The sequence below is a fragment of the Anaerotignum faecicola genome (assembly GCA_024460105.1).
Taxonomy (GTDB): domain Bacteria; phylum Bacillota; class Clostridia; order Lachnospirales; family Anaerotignaceae; genus JANFXS01.
Genome location: JANFXS010000001.1, coordinates 115,829 through 136,431, shown reverse-complemented (window position 1 = coordinate 136,431; position 20,603 = coordinate 115,829). Strand labels below are relative to the sequence as shown.

Here is a 20,603-nt window from a genome sequence, read left to right as displayed (position 1 = left end):
GTTTAAACTCCGTAAGGGCAATTATGTAATTTTTGAAATATTTGTTATTTGGAGGTTATTATGAAAAAATATTTATTGTTTGTATCGTTTATGTGTTTGGCGTTAACTGGGTGTGTTGAGAAAATGGAGGAGGAAAAAGAATCAGCGTACAGCGGAAAGACGGATCAGCTTTACATTGCAATAAAAGAAGTTTATGGGGACAGTTACGCACCTGATTTTGAATACAATGAAGCCAAAGCCGAATCCGAGCTTGATATTGACATGGACAATGTTAAGGACTTTTTTATTGAACAGTCTAAGGAAAAGGAGGATACAGTCATAATCATAGAAGCTGAAACAGGAAAAATTGAGGACGTAATAGAAGATCTTGAAAATTATAAAGAAAAACTTGTTTTGGATAATTCTGACAATCTGAGGATCAATGCAGCTACAATATATGACAAAGATAACTACGCATTTTTTGTAATTTTGGGAGAAGATACAGCGGGAAATATGGATGGAACGGATAAAAACAGCCGGCTTAAATATTATAAAGAGCAAAACCAAAAAGCTGTTGACGCAATAGACGGATTTTTTGGAGAGGTTTAATATATATGCACAAAATATAAATAATAATGTGGATTTTTGTATAAAATGATAAAAAAACAAAAAATATTGTATATTTAAAAGACATGGTATATAATGATTCCGTTAGGTTTTTTGAAATAAAAAAGATTAAGACAGGTTTTATAATTCCTGTCTGCATTAAAAATTTTACAGTAACGGGGGGATTAACGTGTTAAAACTTGATGTGCTTACATTGCTTAAAAAGAATGGAAAAACAAAATACTGGCTGAATAAGAGGCTTGGAATGAGCTATCAGAATTTTAATAAGATGGTAAATAATGAAACTGCATCGATAAAGTATGAAGTTATTGAAGAAATATGCAACAGTCTTAATTGCTGCCCAAATGATTTGTTTGTTTTCTGCAATGATACAAATAAGAAAAACGATGACATGGTAAGCTGATAGGAGCTGTCATTGGTATTATAAAACGCGGTTTTTATTTGTGTTCTGCGGAAATATACGTCGGAGGATATAATTATAAATATATTATATTTATATGAATTTTATGGATTATGAATGGGCGGGATGCATAATTCTCAAAAAAATATTTATGAGATATACTATTTTAATATATTTTAACATCGAAATATATAAGGCGAACTATTTTAAAATATATTACTTAAAACTTATTGATATACAGTGTTGAAAGCTTATTAAAAAGCCTTATAATGACATATGGATAATCGGGTATGGCCTGCCTTCGCTGTCTGTTTCGGTTCTCATGAAGGCTTTAAATCCCAGGCGCTGATAAAAACCTATTGCCTGTGGATTTTGTTCGTTTACACTGACTTTGTTGATAGAATAGTTTTTTATGCCGTGCCGGATTAATTTTTTTCCAAGGCCTTTGCCGCGCTCGTTTGGGGAAATAAAAAGCATCTCGAGAGATTGCCCGCTTATTCCCATAAATGCCGATGGCATGCCTTTTTCATCAACGGCTGCAATGAGAGTTGGGATATTGCGTAATGCTTCAGGCACATATTTTTTTATTTCCTGTATTTCGTTTTCAGTGAGGAATAGATGTGTTTCGCGGACAGAGCTTTCCCAGACTTCTACAAGTTCATTTATAAAAGATGAATTTCTTATTTTGAGTTCTATAATATCCATTTTTTACCGCCTAACTGTATTTGTTTAAAAAATTTGATTGCAATTACTTTTTTAATAAATAAAGATTATCATAAAATTTTTGTAGTTATAAAAAAATATCCCAATCATGATTTATTTGAAATCAAACTTGGGATATTTTATAAGTTAATGCGGGCGGTGGGACTTGAACCCACACGAGGAAACCCCGGCAGATTTTGAGTCTGCTGCGTCTGCCATTCCGCCACGCCCGCGTATCCGGTTTTCAAACCGGATTTTATTTTATCATATTACATAAAACATTGCAAGTAAAATTTTATTTTAAAAGCTTTTTTCCTATATCAAAGCAGTCAAACGTTGCAAAGTAGTCTTTCGGTGTTTCGGCGCGTCTAATAAGTTCTGCCGAACCGTCCTCTTTAAGCAGGACTTCAGCCGAACGGAGTTTGCCGTTATAGTTATATCCCATAGAATATCCGTGTGCGCCGGTATCGTGTATTACAAGTATATCTCCCGTTTCGATTTCGGGCAGCATGCGGTCTATTGCAAATTTATCGCTGTTTTCGCATAACGAGCCTGTAATATCATATTTATGGGACAGCGGTTCGTTTTCTTTGCCCATAACAGTTATATGGTGGTAAGCTCCGTAGATTGCGGGGCGCATTAGGTCTGCCGCACACGCGTCTACTCCGATATATTCTTTATGAATATGTTTTTGATGAATGGCTTTGGTTACGAGGCAGCCGTAAGGACCCATCATAAAACGTCCGAGTTCGGTGTAAATGGCAACGTCGCCCATTCCGGCCGGAACAAGCGTTTCTTCATAAACTTTCCTTACGCCTTCGCCTATGGCAATTATATCGTTCGGCTCCTGATCGGGGCGGTAAGGTATTCCGACGCCGCCGGAAAGGTTGATAAATTTAATATGCACCCCTGTTTCACGGCTGAGTTTTACCGCCGTTTCAAAAAGGACTTTTGCAAGCATCGGATAATATTCGTTTGTAACGGTATTGCTGGCAAGAAAAGCGTGGATACCGAATTCTTCGGCGCCTTTTTCTTTAAGGATTTTAAAAGCCTCGAAAAGCTGTTCTGTTGTCATGCCGTATTTTGCGTCGCCGGGATTATCCATAATGTCGTTGCTTATTTTAAATATTCCGCCGGGATTATAGCGGCAGCTTATTGTTTTAGGTATTTTTCCTATTGTTTTTTCAAGAAATTCAATATGGGTAATATCATCGAGGTTAATGATTGCTCCGAGCTGCGCGGCCTTTTTGAAGTCTTCGGCGGGAGTATCGTTTGATGAAAACATAATGTCACTGCCGACGGCTCCTATAGCTTCCGAAAGCATAAGCTCAGTATATGACGAGCAGTCGCAGCCGCAGCCGTATTCCCTGAGTATGTTAATAAGGAATGGGTTTGGGGTTGCTTTAACGGCAAAGTATTCTTTGTATCCTTTGTTCCATGAAAAAGCCTCTTTAAGTTTTTTTACATTTTCGCGTATACCTTTTTCATCGTAAAGATGGAATGGAGTGGGAATTTTTTCTATAATTTTTTCTAATTGGCTTTTTGTTGCAAAAGGTTCTTTTTTCATTTTGTTTGTACCCCTTTCGTATACTGTATTAATTTAATTTCATTCGACAGAGCCGTTTTAAAAAGCAATACGAAGTTTTTTTGGCCGGAATAAAGACATGTGTTGGCGCTTCCGGCGCCGTATTCGCCTGTAAGCACATATTTTGAATCTGTGATAATACCGATCTGGTTTCCCTTGAAATCAGTCTTATAAACAGTCGCTCCTGACAATGCATATGTACTGTCAGTCAATATAACGACACGAAGGTTCTTATCAATCAGGCATGATATTTCGTCCTCAATTAAATTAAGGGTATCGGCCGAACACGATATATAGGCCCTTTCCTCGGCTGACGAGAGAAGGTTTTTTGCCTTGTTAAGTATATTGTTTTCGCCTTCTATTGTTATATAGCTTTCTGTGTTGTCCTTCTTTGTTTCAATGTTTTTCAAAAGCCAGTTTTTTTCGTTTTCCATTACTTTAATGCAGTTGCTGCAAAATTCGTTGAGAGGGACGGGCATATATTTTTTTGCGCTCTCCTCTACAACGTATGCGGCTCCTTTTTCAGTAAGCGAAGCCAGCGATGAATATACATTGGAACGCGATATGCCGGTGGCTTTTGATATTTCGTATCCCGTTTGTTTTCCATAAAGTAGAAGCCTGTGGTATACGGTTGCTTCCTGACGAGTCAGGCTGAATTTAAGCAGGGAATCGATAATTGTTTTGCCTTCTATAAATACCCCCTCCTTTTAGTGGTTCTTATTAGGAATACTATATAATTATTTTTTCGGCATGTCAATAATAAAAAATAGATGAAGTAAAATTTTTTATTTTTTGTAATTTATGGGAACATAGTATTTTTGTTTACGTCGAAGGTAATAAGGTATATAGTATATAAAAAGGAGAAAGGAATAATATATAAATTTATTTTGGGAAAGGAGAAATGATATGGCCGGTCACAGCGAAGAAACGTCTTTGATAAAAAAGGCGCAGAGCGGCGACAGCGCTGCTTTCGGCGAATTGATTATACGCCATGAGCGGTTTGTTTATAATGTTGTTTACAGGATGCTTCCCAATAAAGAGGATGCTGAAGACATATCGCAGGAAGTATTTTTGAAAGTATATAAATATTTAGGGAAGTTTGACGGTAAGGCTTCTTTTTCAACCTGGGTATATAAAATTGCGGTTAATACATGTATTGACGAGATAAGAAAAAGAAAGGGAAAAGAAACCTTATCCATTAATGCCGAAGCTGATGGTGACGACGGAGTATATTCAAGGGAATATGCAGATTCCGGAATGAATGTTGAAGAAGAAGTGTTATCGAAAGAGGGGCTTTCGGAAATTAAAAGAGCAATAGACAAATTGAGCGAAGAACATAAAACAATTATTACCCTTAGGGATATTGAAGGGTTAAGCTATACGGAAATTGCGGAAATAACGGATTGTTCTATGGGAACGGTAAAATCGAGGCTTGCAAGGGCAAGGAAAATACTTAAAGGCTTAATTGTAAAAGAACGGGAACAAAACCAAAGGGCGTTCGTCAGATAATATATAGGAAGGAGGGAAGATAAATGGAATGCGAAAAAGCTTTGGAATTAATCAGCCTTTACATTGACGGTGAACTTAATAAAGAAGAACAAGAGGAAATCATAAAACATATGGAACAATGCGAAAGCTGTAAAAAAGAATATGACAGCCTCAAAGAAATGGTTGAAACCTTAAAGGAAATGGAATATATGCCCCTTCCGGAAGGATACCATGAAAGGCTTATGGATAAAATTGAAAATGCAAAAGTAGAAAGGGCGGACTTTACAGGCAAGGACAAAAATAAACGCAATATTTGGAAAAAATATGTTTCGATAGCCGCCGGTCTGTTTGTTGTTGCGGTTATAGGAATAGGCGGGAATAATATTTTAACAAACGAAATTTCTGTTTCGCAGGGAGAAGCGTCAAGTGAAACTTCAGGTTACGAAGCGGGAGGAACGGAACCGCAAACAATGGCTATGGATGCGGCGTCCGGCGGAAGAAGCCTTGGGGCGGCGCCGGCGGAAGCTAAGCTTGAAACTTACGGTGCTGAAAATGACGAAGCGGCCGAAGCGAATGACGGAGCCGCATATGATTCAGGCAATTCGCTTAATGCAGACAGCGTTAATATTGCCGAAAGAAAAAATATAAAAACGTCGTATATATCAATAGAAGTTGAAAATTTTGACGAAGCGGCCGAGAATATAGAAAATGAAGCGGAGGCAGCCGGCGGGTATGTTCAGAATTTTAACAGCTATATATATTATGAAGATACAGACAACGACGTATCGCTTAAATCGGGAAGCATGACTGTAAGGGTTGATAAAAATAATTATAATTCAGTTAAAGATAGTATTAAAAGCATAGGAGAAGTTTCAAGTGAAAACGAATATGTGGAAGATGTGACAGGCCAGTATATCGATACGGAAGCAAAGCTTGAAGCAAAACTGGCCGAGGAGAGCAGGCTTGTAGAACTGCTTAAAAATGCGGGAAGCGTCCAGGATATTGTATCAATAGAAGAAAGGCTTGCGGATGTGCGGGGGTATATAGAAAGCTACCGCAGTATGATTGATAACTGGGATAAACTTGTGGAGCTTTCAACAATTAATATTGATATAAAGGAAGAGATGCCGAACAAGATTGGTAAAATTTCACCGGATTTTGCCGGTCGTATCAAGGACAGCTTTATTAAAAGCATAAATTTTCTTGTGAACGGGTTTCAGGATATAATTGTAGGGCTTGCAGCTTTATCCATGCCGTTGCTTGCGGCGGCCGCCGTTTTATTTATATTAATTAAAGCTGTGATTTATTTTAGGAAAAAAAGAAAAAATAAGGTATAACTTTTTATCGCGCCTTTAAATAAAGGCGCGTTTTTTATTTTAAAATATGCCGATACTTCAAGCATTAAATTTTTGGTTAATTTTTGGGAAAGTCCATTGCGTTCCAATTTTAAATATGATATTTTAAAACCAAAGAGATTTTTATACAGTCAGAACTTGGCGCAATGTAAAATACAGGGATAACGGGGGAAATATAATGATCTATACCGGTGATTTTAAAAATTGCAGGGCCGTCATAAGGGATTCCGATACGGGCAAAACAATTGCAGACACAAAGATATTGGAGTATGACAAAAGGGACAACATTATAGGCGTAAGCGCCGGTTGTTTCGAAAGCCGCGGAATTAAACACGTATCGGTTTTGATAGTCGTTGACGGCAGTTTGTATGAGTACCTGGGATATATAAGAAATTCCGTTGGGGCAAATTTGATAGGTATTGCCCTTTATGAAGGGAAGGAACGAGAAGACAGGGCGTGTAAAAGATACGAAATCAAAGCGCGCGGAATGGTAGAGAACGTACTTGTGCTCAACAAACCTGTAAAGCTTCATAAGGGAATAGATGTTGAAGTGTGCAATATCAGCGCTAACGGGGTTTTAATAAAATCATTTCAGGACAGTTTTTATATTGGGAGTGAATTTCAGCTTCTTCTTGAGATGGATAATAATAAAATTATGTTTAACTGCGAGGTTGTAAGGGTGGAAAAAGAAGAAGCGGGATTTATGAATTATGGCTGCAAGTTTTTAACGGCTCAAAGAATATAATTTTTTAAGGAGGAGTAGAGGCTTCAAATGCTAAAGAAAATAGATATAGACTATTTATGGGAAGGTCTTGTATTATGTTTTGACGTATATGATTCGAGCGGAAGGGTGCTTCTTCTTAATAAAGGAGAAACTCTTACAGATGAAAAAATCAACAAGCTCAAAAAGTTTAATCCTGACGATTGCAGGGTAAGCATAGATTATACATATTATGATGAAATTATGTCGGGGCTTGACGCGCCCGTTTTTATACGCGAAAGGTTATTTGAAGATAATTTTGGTTACACAAGGCTTTGCCATGAGATTGAAAGCCTGTTTTCAATGTGGGTTAAACACAGATATATTGATAGCGATAAAGCTATGCAGATTATGAGGGCGATATATAAAAAATCTGAAGAAAGCAGCTTCGCCGATATACTCCAATGTATACAAGCCCCAAGGAAAAAGCAAGACAAGCTGTACCGCCACAGTTTAAACGTAGCGTTTTTGAACGCTAAAATAGGCAGTTGGCTTAAATTGTCTGATGAGGATATAAAAATGCTTATATTGTCGGGGTTTTTGCACGACGTCGGAAAGATTAAGCTGTTTTCGGCTCTTCTTAATTCAAAGGGAATGTCGGAAAAAGAAGAAATTGAAATGCTTAAAAAGCATCCGGTCTATTCTTATGACATGCTGAGTCTTTATGGAAGGTTTGACGAAAGGGTGTGCATGGCCGTAAGGACTCATCACGAAAATATGGGAGGAGGCGGATATCCCGAAGGCGTTGAAAGCGACGAAATACCGGTGTTCGGAAGGATAACGTCGCTTTCAAATGTATATGATAATGCCGTATCTTCAGAAAGCTATGACGATAAAAAGAATTGTTTTACTGTGTACAGGCAGCTTTATGAACAGGAATTCGGCGGGCTTGATATGCAGCTTGTAAATATTTTCCTAAAAAATATGATGAAAGAACTTGTCAACACTGAGGTTTTGTTATCAAGCGGCAAAACGGCGGTTATTAAAAAAATGTTTTCAGACAGTTTAGACTATCCTATCGTCGACTTTAACGGATATATTAGGAAAACGGACGAAGAGCTTTACTGCAAACAGATTTTTATAAAATAAACTCCGACTGAAATAATTTTAAAATTAAAAGAGGATATTTTGGTATGATTGATTGTGAATTGATAATTGATGTCCTTAATATACGGACAAAAAACTTATCTTTTCAGTATAAAAAATGCACAAAATTCAAAATACGTTGAAAAATAAAACTCTATTAATTAAAGTTAATTTTACTTAAAATGTAAAGGTGTTAATGAGATAGGCGTCAAATTTGAACTGGTAATCAGGTGGCAAGGCCGGGATTTGAAGCCTGTTATTATTATGGCCTAATTTTTAAAAATAGCTAATTTAAAATAATAATTTTTGTATAAAATGATGAAAAAATATCAATATTATACGAACTATGTTCGTATTTGCGATTTTTGTAAATGTTTTCAAAAATTTTTGACGGTTTATAGGTTTTAATGTATTTGTATTGTAGTGAAAAACAACGAAAAAAAACAAACGCCTTGTGGAAGGAATTTTATTGTGCTAAAATATAAACAATGTAGTACAGGTTACTGCACTGATAATGTAGGACCATATTTCATAGGGGGGAAAATAATGAAAAAACAGTTGACAAAAGCAACAATGGACGGCAATACGGCTGCGGCTTATGCGTCCTATGCTTTTACTGAGGTAGCTACAATTTATCCTATCACTCCTTCATCAGTTATGGCTGAAATGGTTGACGAATGGAGCGCAAACGGAAAGAAAAACATTTTCGGACAGACAGTTGAAGTTAGGGAAATGCAGCATGAAGGCGGCGCGGCAGGCGCTGTTCACGGCGTACTGCAGGGCGGAGCTATTGCTTCCACATACACTGCAAGCCAGGGACTTATGCTTATGCTCCCAAATATGTACAAAATTGCCGGAGAACTCCTTCCGGGCGTTTTCCATGTAAGCGCACGTGCGCTTGCGTCAAACGCGCTTTCGATTTTCGGCGACCATCAGGACGTTATGACATGCAGAAACACAGGTTTTACAATGCTTGCCGGAAGCTCTGTCCAGCAGGCTTTCCATATGGGTTGTATCGCGCATCTTGCCGCTATTAAAAGCAGGATACCGGTGCTTCACTTCTTTGACGGCTTTAGGACAAGCCATGAATATCAGAAAATTGAACTTATTGATTATGACGATCTTAAAGAACTTGTTGACTGGGACGCTTTACAGGCTTTCAGGGACAACGCCCTTAACCCGGATCATCCGAAGAGCAGGGGTTCGGCCGAAAACCCTGACGTATTCTTCCAGGCAAGGGAATCTGTAAATAAATTCTATGAGGCAATTCCGGGCATTGTTCAGGAATATATGGACAAAATTAATGAAATTGCCGGAACGGATTATAAACTTTTCAATTATTACGGCGATCCGGATGCTGAAGACGTTATCATTTCAATGGGATCTTCATGCGGCGTTATCAGGGAAACTATTGAATACTGGAATGCCAAAGGCAAAAAACTCGGCCTTGTTGAAGTACATCTTTACAGGCCTTTCAACAGCAAGGCGCTTCTTGATACAATCCCGGCGTCTGCTAAGAGGATTGCTGTTCTTGACAGGACAAAAGAGCCGGGCGCACCGGGCGAACCTCTTTATCTCGACGTTAAGAACGCATTTGCCGACAGCGACAGAAAACCTATGATTGTAGGCGGACGTTATGGTCTTGGTTCAAAAGACTTCACTCCTATGGACGTTATGGCTGTATACAAAAACCTTACTGTTGCAGAACCTAAGAACGGTTTCACAGTGTCTATCGTAGACGACGTTACAAACCTTTCGCTTCCTGTATATGACGAGCCTTTTGACTCGACACCGGAAGGAAACTTCTCCTGTAAATTCTGGGGTCTTGGCTCTGACGGTACGGTAGGCGCTAACAAATCTGCCGTTAAGATTATCGGCGACCATACGGATTATAACGCACAGGCTTATTTTGCTTATGACTCAAAGAAATCAGGCGGCGTTACAATTTCACACCTTCGTTTCGGACCAAAGAAAATTGAAGGCTCCTATCAGATTAAGGCGGCTAACTTTATCGCTTGCCATAACCAGGCATATGTTGATAAATACGACCTTATCGGGGATCTTAAAGAAGGCGGAAGCTTCCTCCTTAACACAATCTGGTCGGCAGAAGAGCTTGAAGCTAACCTTCCTGCTGAACTTAAGAGGAAAATTGCCGCTAAGAAAGCTAACTTCTATACGCTCAACGCTGTTGATATCGCTAAAGAAATCGGTCTCGGCGGACGTATCAATATGATTATGCAGGCGGCTTTCTTTGCTATTTCAAAAATTATACCTGTTGAAGACGCTGTTAAATACCTCAAAGATCAGGTTAATAAGACATATGGCGCTAAAGGCCAGGATATTGTTGATATGAACTGTGCCGCAATCGACAAAGGCGTTCAGATGATTCAGAAAATAGAAGTTCCGGCTTCATGGGCAAATGCTCAAGACGCTCCAAAAGCCGATAATCCTGAAATACCTAAATTCTTTAAGGACGTGCTCTTTAAAATGGGACGTCAGGAAGGCAACGATCTCCCTGTAAGCGCATTTAACGGACGTGAAGACGGAAGCTGGGATCCTTCCTTTACAAAGTGGGAAAAACGCGGTATTGCTATTGATGTTCCAGAATGGGACGTTGACAAATGTATACAGTGCAACAGGTGTTCAATCGTATGTCCTCATGCCGTAATCCGTCCTACACTTCTTAATGAAGAAGAAGCGGCTAAGGCTCCTGAAGGCTACGCAATGAAGAAAGCCAACGGTTTTGAAGGATTACAGTATCACCTTTCAATTTCAGGTTTAGACTGTACGGGATGCGGCGTTTGCGTAAAAGCATGCCCGGCTAAGGAAAAAGCGCTTGTATTTAAACCTCTTGCACCAATGAAAGACAAGATGGTACGCGAATGGGATTTTACAATCGCTAATGTTAAAGATAAAGAAATTCCGGAAAAACAGAAAACTACTGTTAAAGGCAGCCAGTTCCTCAAACCATACCTTGAGTTCTCAGGCGCATGCGCTGGTTGTGGTGAAACTCCATACCTTAAACTTATAACACAGCTTTTCGGCAACAGGATGAGGGTTGCTAACTCGGCAGGATGTACGCACATCTGGGGCGGTTCTCCTGAAATCCCATACTGTACAGACGAAAGAGGACACGGCGTTGCATGGGCGAGCGGACTTTTCGAGGATACTGCCGAATATGGATACGGTATGTACCTTGGTACTAAAGCTGTACGTAAATGGTTAAAAGCTCAGGTTGACGAACTTGTTGAAAAGACTTCTGATGAAAACCTTAAATCTGCTGCAAAAGAGTGGGCTGACAGCTACATGGTTGCAGACGGCACAAGGGAAAGGGCAGACAAATTTATAGCCGCAATGGAAGCAGCAGGCGTTGACAGCGATGAAACATTAAAAGCTATTTATAACAGGAAAGACTATCTTGTTAAGCAGTCGCAGTGGATTGTCGGCGGCGACGGCTGGGCATATGACATCGGTTACAGCGGTCTTGACCATGTAATCGCTTCAGGCGAGGACGTAAACATTATCTGTGTTGACACAGAGGTTTACTCTAATACAGGCGGACAGTCTTCAAAGGCTACACCTACAGCAGCTATTGCGCAGTTTGCGGCAAGCGGCAAGAAAACAAAGAAAAAAGACCTCGGCATGATGTGCATGAGCTACGGATATGTTTATGTTGCACAGGTTGCTATGGGTTACGATCCACAGCAGACGCTTACTGCAATTAAAGAAGCTGAAGCTTATGACGGCCCATCTGTAATTATCGCTTATGCTCCATGTATCAACCATGGTATAAAAGGCGGTATGAGCAATGCGCAGATCCGTGCTAAACAGGCTGTTGAAGCAGGTTACTGGCACTGCTACAGGTTTAATCCTGAATTAAAGAAAGAAGGAAAGAATCCGTTTATATTAGATTCTAAAGAGCCTACGGCAAGCTTTAGAGACTTCCTTATGGGAGAAGTTCGTTATACTTCGCTTTACAGGAAATTCCCTGAAATTGCAGACGAACTCTTTGCAAAAGCTGAACAGGATGCAAAAGACCGTATGGAATCTTACCTTGCGCTTGTTAAATAATTGAATTACAATCCTAGCATATTTGGGCGCCGGAAAACCGGCGTCCTTTTATTGTACAAAATAACAGATATTATTGCTAAATAATTTTTTCATCAAATCATTTTGTATTTTGGAGCATTCAATTTAGATAAGTGTATATTGAAATATTTATTTTATTCTCCAGCGGCAATTCCTTTTGCAGCTTCTGCATCCGCAGCAGCGCCCGCATTTCCTGCACGACGCATAATATATAACAGGCACAGCAATTAAAATAATTATTATAACCATATTATCACCCCATTTATAATATGCGCTATACTATAAAATTGCTTTTATATTCCTTAATTTTGTCAAAACAGAAATTCATGTATTTATATTATTGCAATACTGCCTTAAATTTTTGTTCTTTAAGCTTACATAAATAAATATACCGAATTAAAAATATAAAATTATTTCTAATTATTTTAATAAATATTTCAATATATAACAAATCATCCGAAACTTTTATATTATTCGGTTATAGCTTCGGTTTACAATGGAACATACGGTTTCAACTCTACAACATCACAGCAAAAAGTTTTTACCTTATGATGTCGGTAATGGGCTTTCGGAAGCAACGGCGTAAGAGCATGGCGAGGAAGCGCAGACGCTCGAATTCCGCGGCAAACGGCTTTAACTCTGCTATTGCGCCGTTGTTCCCGACTAAAACCGTGCGTCCGATTTTAAGCTAATTTTGATTTAAGGAAAATATTTTATCGGTCTTAGATTAAGTATGTAATAGGAGCTTTTTAATGCCGTAAAAGTTTTTTATAAAACATGTGCGGTTTAATTTTAATGATATACATGACAATGGCTGGATTTTTTGCACTGTCTGAAATGAATACTCAAAAGAGAACTTGAAATTCCGTCTGTGAAACATTTTATGCCATAGTTCCGCTGATTTTTAATAATTGCGGTTTTCAAAATTAATTAAGTAAATATGGAGGCGTCTGTTTTGCCGGCAAACAATGTCCCTCGGTTTTAAATCTTAAAATACAGTAAGGTTTTAAATTGTTCATATTAGCGCGTTTCGGAATTTACATTTATAGAATTTTATGTTTGTATTACAAGGTTTATATAAGAAGGGACAAAAGTTTTATTTTGCATGCGGCTTTTCAGCTTCCGCCTGTTGAAAATGCTTACGCCATTGTTAAAGGCGTAAGCATTTGGCCAAGAAGTTTTAGTGTATTTACAAAAGCATTATTTTGACATTTTTTCTAAATATTTTTCGTATTTAATATTTTCAAGGCTTTCGGCTTTTGTTTCAACTGTTTCTTTAAGGCTTAATTTAAAGTCCTCGATTCGTTTATATATATTTTCATCATATGTTCCTAAAATTTGCGCGGCAAGTATCCCGGCATTCTGCGCCCCGTTTATCGCTACGGTTGCAACAGGTATTCCGGGAGGCATTTGGCAGATTGAATAAAGGGAATCAACGCCGCTTAAAGTTGATGTTTTAACCGGAACGCCTATAACCGGCACTGATGTTAAGGCGGCTGTCATTCCGGGAAGATGCGCCGCTCCTCCCGCTCCGGCAATTATTACTTTTATACCGTTTTTATGCGCCGATTTTGCGTATTCATACATCCTGTCAGGAGTTCTGTGCGCCGATACTATTGTAAGTTCATAGCAGATCCCCAGCTTGTCCAGAATTTTTGCCGCTTCCGACATGACCGGCAAGTCGCTGTCGCTTCCCATAATTATACCGACTGTTGGATTCATATATATCACCTCTTGTTTTTATATTAATATTATCATGTATTTTCTGCTAAGAAAAGAATTTTAGAGTTATATTGTATAATTTATGGTATAATTATAAAAACAACCAACATGTTAAAGTATAAGGCGGTGAATTTATGGATGAAACATTAAGGCAGGAACGTAAGGGGAAAATACTTGATTTTATAAAGAGCGAAGGATACATTCCGCTCAAAAGGGGCGAGATGTGCGTCGTTTTAGACGTGCCGGGCAATGAAAGGCATATATTTGACGATATTGCAGACGAACTTATACATGAGGGAAAAATCATTGAAACAAGGAAAGGCAAGCTCATGCTCCCTAAGGAATTAAACCTTGCCGCGGGAACTTTTACGGGAAATGCCCGCGGATTTGGGTTTGTTACGCCGGATGAGGGGGAAGGCGATATTTTTATACCGGCAGAATATACAATGGGAGCGATGCACAAGGACAGGGTGCTTGTGAGGATTACCGGAGACGCTTCAAACGGAAGAAGGGCCGAGGGGCAGATAACAAAAATACTTGAAAAGGGAACCGACAGGATAGTAGGCACGTTTGAACTTTTGAAAGGGTTTGGATTTGTCGTATGCGATGATAAAAAGCTTCCGCAGGATATATTTATATCAAAGGAAAACACAAAAGGCGCTGTTACCGGCCATAAAGTTGTTGTTAAAATAACGAAAAGGCCGGAAGGCAGCAGAAGCCCCGAGGGGGTTATAACGGAAATATTAGGGCATATAGACGATCCGGGAGTTGATATACTTTCTGTAATACGTCAGTTTGATCTTCCGGAGGATTTCAGTGAAGAAGCTTACAGACAAACTGAAAAAATACCTATTGACATAACTCAGGCGGAAATTGACGGCAGGGAGGATTTAAGGGACATTGTAACCGTTACAATCGACGGCGACGATTCAAAAGATTTTGACGACGCCGTAAGTATTGACATCCTCGAAAACGGAAATTTCCTTTTAGGGGTTCATATTGCCGACGTTTCCCATTATGTCACGGAAGGCTCGCCACTTGACAGGGAAGCTCTTGAAAGGGGCACAAGTTATTATCTTGTCGACAGGGTAATACCTATGATACCGCATAAGCTCAGCAACGGCATATGCTCGCTTAACCCGGATGAGGACAGGCTTACATTAAGCTGTATAATGGAAATTGACAGAAACGGTACTGTTGTGGATCATAAGATAGTTAAAAGCGTTATACACTCTCATGCAAGGCTGACATATACAAACGTTAATAAAATAATAGAGTTTAACGACAGTGAACTTTGCGAAAGGTATAAGGAATTAGTCCCCATGCTTAATGATATGAATAAGCTAAGGATGATACTTGCCAGAAAAAGACAAAGGCGGGGAAGCGTAAATTTTGATTTCCCGGAAGCTAAAATCGAGCTTGACCGGGACGGCCATGTGCTTGATATAAGGCCGTATGAAAGAAATTCCGCAACTAACCTTATAGAAGAATTTATGCTTGCGGCAAACGAAACTGTTGCGGAGGATTATTATTGGAGGCAGACCCCGTTTGTTTTCAGAAATCATGAAAGCCCCGATGATGAAAAAGTTGAAAGTATGAAAAAAATGCTCAGAACGTTTGGATATAGGATAAAGGGGCAGAACGATCTGCATCCGAAAGATATACAAGGAATTATTGACAGCGTTGCAGGAAAAGACGAGGAACACATAGTAAGCAGGATAATACTGAGAAGCCTGAAACAGGCGAGATACCAAGATGAAAATTTCGGTCATTTTGGTCTTGCCGCAAAATATTACTGCCATTTTACATCTCCAATCAGAAGGTATCCTGATTTACAGATACACCGGATAATTAAAGACAGCATTGAAGGCAGGCTGGACGAAAAGAGACTGCGCCATTACGGAAATATATTAAGCGACGTGGCAAAACAATGTTCTGCCCGGGAAAGACTTGCGGACGACGCCGAAAGAGAAACTGACAAGCTTAAAATGGTTGAATATATGTGCGGCCATATAGGCGAGGTTTTTGACGGTATTATATCGGGAGTTACCGGCTGGGGAATATATGTAGAGCTCGGAAACACGGTAGAAGGCATGGTTTCGCTTGCCTCGCTTGAAGATGATTTTTATTTATATGATGAAAACACAATGCAGGTTCAGGGGCAGAAACATGGCAGAGTATACCATATCGGACAGAAAGTTCGCGTTGAAGTTTTAAAGGCGGACAAAGAACAGCGGACTATTGATTTTGGATTTTATGAAGAATAAAGAGCTATGTTAAAAACTATAATGATTCGTACAGTGATTTTTAAAAGAAATACATTGCTGTATACCATATAGATAAATGTTTTGAAATGAATACAATTTATAAGGGAATACTTGAATATTTCCGCAAAAGCTTTCCGACGTCAAAATCGGAAGGCTTTTTTTGTGCAGATTTACTGTATCAATACATAGGGAAACTATGTATAATATATACATAGAATATCAATGTATAAGGAAAGGGGGCGTTAATATGGAAATAGATAAGGGTCTTATAGGCGGAAGTACAGTTTTGATGCTCCTTTCGCTTCTTGAAAACGGCGACTGCTATGGATATGAAATAATTAAAAAAATTGATGAAAAAAGCGGAAACATTTTCAAGTTCAAAGAGGGGACGCTGTATCCTGTGCTGCATAAAATGGAAAATCAAAATTTGGTGAAATCTTACAGGAAAACCGCGGAAAACGGTAAAGAACGAAAATATTATAAAATTACGCAACAAGGCAAAGCAAGGCTCGAAAGTGAAAAAAAGAAATGGGAACAGTTCACCTCGTCAGTTAATAAAGTTATTGGAGGGGAATATTATGGCATTGTATGAATGGGATAAATTTATAAATACCGTACTCTCCCATGTTAAGTTCAAGTATGACCATCGGGAAATAGAAACCGAACTGCTTGAACATATAGAGGATATATTTGAAGATCTCGTATCGCAGGGGGTGGAAGAAGATGAAGCCGGAAAGCTTGCCGTAGAATTTATGGGAAACGCCGACGAAATAGGGGAAGGCCTTAATAAAGAACATGGCGCTGTCATAGGAACCATATGGCGCGTACTGCGGGCGCTTGTGCTGTTTATGATTATAATTAACATAATACCTGTATTGAATATAGGCATTATGTTTATATCGACTGTTTTTGGGACATACAGGGACTGGGACGGCGGGGAGATGGTGTATAAAATCAAAATTGAGGAAAAAGCAAAAATCGACGATACAAATATACTTATAGAAGAAATAAGATATTATGATGATAAAACGATGGAAGTAAGATATAAAGTGTGGGATGATATTTTTTCAAGAAGTATAGGATGGAGTTTTGGATTAAGCGGCGGAAATTTCTACGATGAGGACGGGAATGTATATTTTAATTCAAGCGGAGGAAGTTCGGCGGGCTTTGTAAGCAAGGCGCAGGTTTTTCTGGAAAATTATCCCGATGACGCGAAGACGCTTATAATTGATTATGATTACAACGGAAGGAAGTTTCGCTTTGATATACCTCTTGACAGCGGCAGGGAGGATGAATAATGGGAAGGAAAAGACAGGTTTTATTGTTATTTGCTTCTGTAATTTTGCTTGGGGGTTTATACATGAATACGTTCGGGAGATATTTTACTTCCGAGGGAGTGTTCTATGCGTGTGAAAGGGGGCTTCACTACGGACCTTCTGAAAGAATATTAAAAGAATATAAAAATTCGCAAGGCGATACGGTGATTATCGGCAAATGTGAAAACGGCCTTTCAATTATAAACGCAGAACGAAAAATGTTCGGGCTTTGGGGGCTTTCGGACGGAATGATTACAGGGCTGGTTCCGCCGAATGACGGAGAGGACATACTTTTTATACACAATTATAAAGATAACGTAATTATGGGAATTACAGGAAATAATGAAATTAAAAGTGTAAACGTATCAATAAAATCAAAGGACAGCGGCAGGGAACGTATATTTGATATTAAAACAGACGACGACGGATTTTTCTTTTTGGAAAATATTGAGGAAATCGAACAGGGAGAAACTTTCTACATTGTAACGGCAAGGGACGAAGAGGGGAAAAACATTGAAATGCTGAAAATGACGCGGATTAACAATATATAATTCCGAATGTGTTAAATTTTGGCGGCTTATTGGATATAACGTATATATAAAATCTGTACGCCGGAAATCTTATAAAAATCAGGCGGGCAGATTTGGGGCGGGAGCAGACGGCATGCCCAGAGAATATATAAATATATTGCAGGAAGATACAGCCGCATTTGGGCAGTAATTTAATTACAAACAGATAAAACAAAAGTCAATATAATACTGCCGCGAAGGACGCATCTGATCTCGAAAACATAGGGAAGGTGCGGTATATTCAGTTTTATAAATTTTATATATAAAAATTGTAAAACTGGACAGCATAATTTTAAATTAAAATTTATCTGTTTTTATTAATAGAATTTATCCGAAAGACCGGTGTCAAGTACTTGGACATTTTTATTATTGATTTTTCCGGCTAAAGCATGGAAATTTTTATTGAGGTTACAAAAAATATGGATAAATAATATTATTTTGAAAAAAATTCAAATTATGTATTGACAAATGGACACGGGTTTGTTATTATAGTCAAGCAGTCAATTAGATAAAACTTATGTCACAGTTAGTTTTATTTTTGCCTTGCCCGAGTGGCGGAACTGGCAGACGCACAGGACTTAAAATCCTGCGGGGTAACACCCGTACCGGTTCGATTCCGGTCTCGGGCACGCTTTATATTTGCGGCGGCGCCCAATTTGCCCAGATAGCTCAGTTGGTAGAGCAGAGGACTGAAAATCCTCGTGTCCTTGGTTCGATTCCGAGTCTGGGCATTATAAAGTTTATATGCGCGAATGGCTCAGTGGTAGAGCATCGCCTTGCCAAGGCGAGGGCCGCGAGTTCGAATCTCGTTTCGCGCTTAACTATTGGACCATCAATTTGATGGTCCTTTTTATATAAAGTTCAAGCAAGGCGGGTTTATTATGATTATTGGAACATGCACTGTATGTTTAAGGGCCGACTGGGTTTCATCGCTTAAAGAAAAAAGAATGATTGTTAAAAGCATTACAGAAAAAGTAAAGCATAAGTTTAATGTGTCAATAGCTGAAGTTGATTTGCAGGATATTCATAAAAGTATTGTAATAGGTTTTGCCTGCGTCACAAATGAGGCGTCTCATGCAGACAGTATTATAGATAATGTCGTTAACTTTATCGAAAGTAACACAGACGCTGTCTTATCGGATATATCAAAAGAAATATTATAGGCGTTAAAGGCTTAATATCTAAGCTTTCGGGGCTTTATTAATGTTGATTTTATTGCGGCTGTGTGATATAATAATCGTCAATTATGCGGTCAATTTGTTTTGGCTGGAAATATATGGAATTGTACCATGAAATGATATAATCTAAGGAGGAAATTTAGGAAATGAATACAAAATTAGTCAGCAAAGAAAATAATGTTGTTAAATTTACATTTGAGGTTGGCCCGGAAAAACTTGAAGAAGGAATGAAATATGCTTATGAGAAAAATAAAAAACGTATTTCAATTCCGGGATTCAGGAAGGGAAAAGCTCCGAGGAAGATTATAGAAGCTCAGTTCGGCCCTGAATTTTTCTATGATGAAGCCGTAAATTTCATTCTCAACACAGAATATGATTTGGCAATTAACGAACTTGGGCTCGACGTTGTTTCAAGGCCGACTATTGACGCGCCTGAAATCAATAAGGAAACGGGCGTAAAATTTGAAGTTGAAGTAACGGTTAAACCGGAAGTAACGCTCGGCCAGTATAAAGGGCTTTCCGTTGAAAAAGAAGATACGGAAGTTAAAGACGAGGATATCGAAGCGGAACTTAAAAAAGCTCAGGAACAGAACTCGCGTATGGTAACTGTTGAGGACAGGGCCGCAAAAATGGACGACATTGTTAACATCAGTTATGCAGGCACTGTAGACGGCGTTGCTTTTGAGGGAGGCACAGCCGACAGTTATGATTTAACCCTCGGATCGCATACGTTCATAGATAATTTTGAAGAACAGATTGCAGGACATTCTATCGGAGATAAATTTGACGTTTCGGTTAAATTCCCTGAAGAATATCATGCGGAAGAACTTAAAGGCAAGGACGCTGTTTTTGCCGTTGAACTTAAAGGCATAAGCGTTAAAGAGCTTCCGGAGCTTAACGACGAGTTTGCACAGGATGTTTCGGAATTTGAAACAATGGCTGAATATAAAGCAAGCATTGCGGATAAACTTAAAAAGACTGCGGAACAGAATGCAAAACAAATCCAGGGCGACAAGCTTCTTGATATGGCTGTTGAGAATGCCGAAATGGACATTCCGGAAGTTATGTATGAAAACAAGATTGACCAGATGATGAACGATTTTGCAAACAATGTTCAAAGGCAGGGCCTTACTGTTGAAAAATACTGCCAGTATCTCGGCACGACTCCAGAACAGCTTCGTTCTACATTCAGGATCTCGGCTGAGAAAAGCGTTAAAGCAAGGCTTGTTCTTGAAAAAATTGCTGAAATTGAAAAGCTTGAAGTTTCAAAAGAAGAATTGGAAGAGGAAATCGGTAAAATCGGTGCAGGTTACGGCATAGCTCCGGAAAAGATGATTGAAATAATCAGGGATGAAGACAGGAAAGCCGTTTCAAGCGATATGCTTGTTCAAAAAGCGCTCAGGCTTATTGAAGACAACGCCGTGCTTACGGAAAAAGCAAGCGTTGAGGTTTCAGAATAATTAACCGTTTAATTTAAAAG

Annotated in this window: 17 protein-coding genes and 4 tRNA genes; 16 read left to right on the top strand and 5 right to left on the bottom strand. The window is 38.9% G+C overall.

Annotated elements, in window-relative coordinates; genetic code table 11:
- Positions 1 to 60: 60 nt before the first annotated feature.
- Positions 61 to 588, top strand: coding sequence for a DUF4358 domain-containing protein (locus NE664_00615; GenBank protein ID MCQ4725165.1), 528 nt, complete (start codon positions 61 to 63; stop codon positions 586 to 588).
- Between the two features lie 187 nt (positions 589 to 775).
- Entirely contained in the window at positions 776 to 1,009 is a 234-nt protein-coding gene (locus NE664_00610; protein ID MCQ4725164.1) for a helix-turn-helix transcriptional regulator, read from the top strand.
- Positions 1,010 to 1,270: 261 nt separating this feature from the next.
- On the opposite strand, the gene NE664_00605 is transcribed toward NE664_00610, so the two are convergent.
- The 4 genes from NE664_00605 to NE664_00590 all read right to left on the bottom strand — a co-directional run bounded on the left by NE664_00605 (position 1,271) and on the right by NE664_00590 (position 3,985).
- Positions 1,271 to 1,711 (bottom strand): acetyltransferase, encoded by a 441-nt coding sequence (locus tag NE664_00605; protein MCQ4725163.1) that lies wholly within the window; start codon positions 1,709 to 1,711, stop codon positions 1,271 to 1,273.
- A gap of 148 nt (positions 1,712 to 1,859) precedes the next feature.
- Positions 1,860 to 1,941, bottom strand: a tRNA-Leu gene (locus tag NE664_00600).
- A 62-nt stretch (positions 1,942 to 2,003) separates the two neighbouring features.
- On the bottom strand, positions 2,004 to 3,275 hold the full coding sequence (locus tag NE664_00595; protein ID MCQ4725162.1) for a diaminopimelate decarboxylase: 1,272 nt from the start codon (positions 3,273 to 3,275) through the stop codon (positions 2,004 to 2,006).
- Positions 3,272 to 3,985: a TrmB family transcriptional regulator gene (locus NE664_00590; protein ID MCQ4725161.1), complete on the bottom strand. Its 714-nt coding sequence runs from the start codon at positions 3,983 to 3,985 to the stop codon at positions 3,272 to 3,274. Before NE664_00590 ends, NE664_00595 begins: the two co-directional genes overlap by 4 nt.
- A gap of 214 nt (positions 3,986 to 4,199) precedes the next feature.
- Between NE664_00590 and NE664_00585 the strand changes: the two genes are divergently transcribed.
- From NE664_00585 to nifJ, 5 genes are all read left to right on the top strand, one after another.
- On the top strand, positions 4,200 to 4,802 hold the full coding sequence (locus tag NE664_00585) for a sigma-70 family RNA polymerase sigma factor (protein ID MCQ4725160.1): 603 nt from the start codon (positions 4,200 to 4,202) through the stop codon (positions 4,800 to 4,802).
- A gap of 23 nt (positions 4,803 to 4,825) precedes the next feature.
- A complete protein-coding gene (locus NE664_00580) occupies positions 4,826 to 6,118 on the top strand; it encodes a DUF4349 domain-containing protein (protein MCQ4725159.1) in 1,293 nt (430 codons plus the stop codon).
- A 196-nt stretch (positions 6,119 to 6,314) separates the two neighbouring features.
- Complete coding sequence (locus NE664_00575; protein ID MCQ4725158.1) at positions 6,315 to 6,881, top strand: PilZ domain-containing protein; 567 nt, start codon at positions 6,315 to 6,317, stop codon at positions 6,879 to 6,881.
- A gap of 27 nt (positions 6,882 to 6,908) precedes the next feature.
- Positions 6,909 to 7,985, top strand: a complete 1,077-nt coding sequence (locus NE664_00570; protein ID MCQ4725157.1) for an HD domain-containing protein — start codon at positions 6,909 to 6,911, stop codon at positions 7,983 to 7,985.
- Between the two features lie 543 nt (positions 7,986 to 8,528).
- A complete protein-coding gene (gene nifJ, locus NE664_00565) occupies positions 8,529 to 12,053 on the top strand; it encodes a pyruvate:ferredoxin (flavodoxin) oxidoreductase (GenBank protein ID MCQ4725156.1) in 3,525 nt (1,174 codons plus the stop codon).
- 1,218 nt (positions 12,054 to 13,271) lie between these two features.
- Here the strand turns inward: nifJ and purE are convergent.
- The gene (gene purE / locus NE664_00560) at positions 13,272 to 13,793 is read right to left on the bottom strand and encodes a 5-(carboxyamino)imidazole ribonucleotide mutase (protein ID MCQ4725155.1); all 522 of its coding nucleotides are present in this window, start codon (positions 13,791 to 13,793) and stop codon (positions 13,272 to 13,274) included.
- A gap of 134 nt (positions 13,794 to 13,927) precedes the next feature.
- Between purE and rnr the strand changes: the two genes are divergently transcribed.
- From rnr to tig, 9 genes are all read left to right on the top strand, one after another.
- The gene (rnr, locus tag NE664_00555) at positions 13,928 to 16,060 is read left to right on the top strand and encodes a ribonuclease R (GenBank protein MCQ4725154.1); all 2,133 of its coding nucleotides are present in this window, start codon (positions 13,928 to 13,930) and stop codon (positions 16,058 to 16,060) included.
- A gap of 247 nt (positions 16,061 to 16,307) precedes the next feature.
- Positions 16,308 to 16,652 (top strand): helix-turn-helix transcriptional regulator, encoded by a 345-nt coding sequence (locus tag NE664_00550; GenBank protein ID MCQ4725153.1) that lies wholly within the window; start codon positions 16,308 to 16,310, stop codon positions 16,650 to 16,652.
- Positions 16,639 to 17,358, top strand: a complete 720-nt coding sequence (locus NE664_00545; GenBank protein ID MCQ4725152.1) for a permease prefix domain 1-containing protein — start codon at positions 16,639 to 16,641, stop codon at positions 17,356 to 17,358. The genes NE664_00550 and NE664_00545 overlap by 14 nt, the downstream gene beginning before the upstream one ends.
- Positions 17,358 to 17,927 carry a hypothetical protein gene (locus NE664_00540; GenBank protein ID MCQ4725151.1) on the top strand — a complete coding sequence of 190 codons (570 nt, stop codon included), beginning with the start codon at positions 17,358 to 17,360 and terminating at the stop codon, positions 17,925 to 17,927. Before NE664_00545 ends, NE664_00540 begins: the two co-directional genes overlap by 1 nt.
- A gap of 563 nt (positions 17,928 to 18,490) precedes the next feature.
- A tRNA-Leu gene (locus NE664_00535) sits at positions 18,491 to 18,574 on the top strand.
- Between the two features lie 29 nt (positions 18,575 to 18,603).
- Positions 18,604 to 18,676 (top strand) — tRNA-Phe (locus tag NE664_00530).
- A 15-nt stretch (positions 18,677 to 18,691) separates the two neighbouring features.
- Positions 18,692 to 18,763: transfer RNA gene (locus NE664_00525), tRNA-Gly, on the top strand.
- A gap of 63 nt (positions 18,764 to 18,826) precedes the next feature.
- Positions 18,827 to 19,108, top strand: a complete 282-nt coding sequence (locus tag NE664_00520) for a DUF503 domain-containing protein (protein ID MCQ4725150.1) — start codon at positions 18,827 to 18,829, stop codon at positions 19,106 to 19,108.
- A 161-nt stretch (positions 19,109 to 19,269) separates the two neighbouring features.
- Complete coding sequence (gene tig / locus NE664_00515; GenBank protein MCQ4725149.1) at positions 19,270 to 20,583, top strand: trigger factor; 1,314 nt, start codon at positions 19,270 to 19,272, stop codon at positions 20,581 to 20,583.
- Positions 20,584 to 20,603 lie beyond the last annotated feature (20 nt).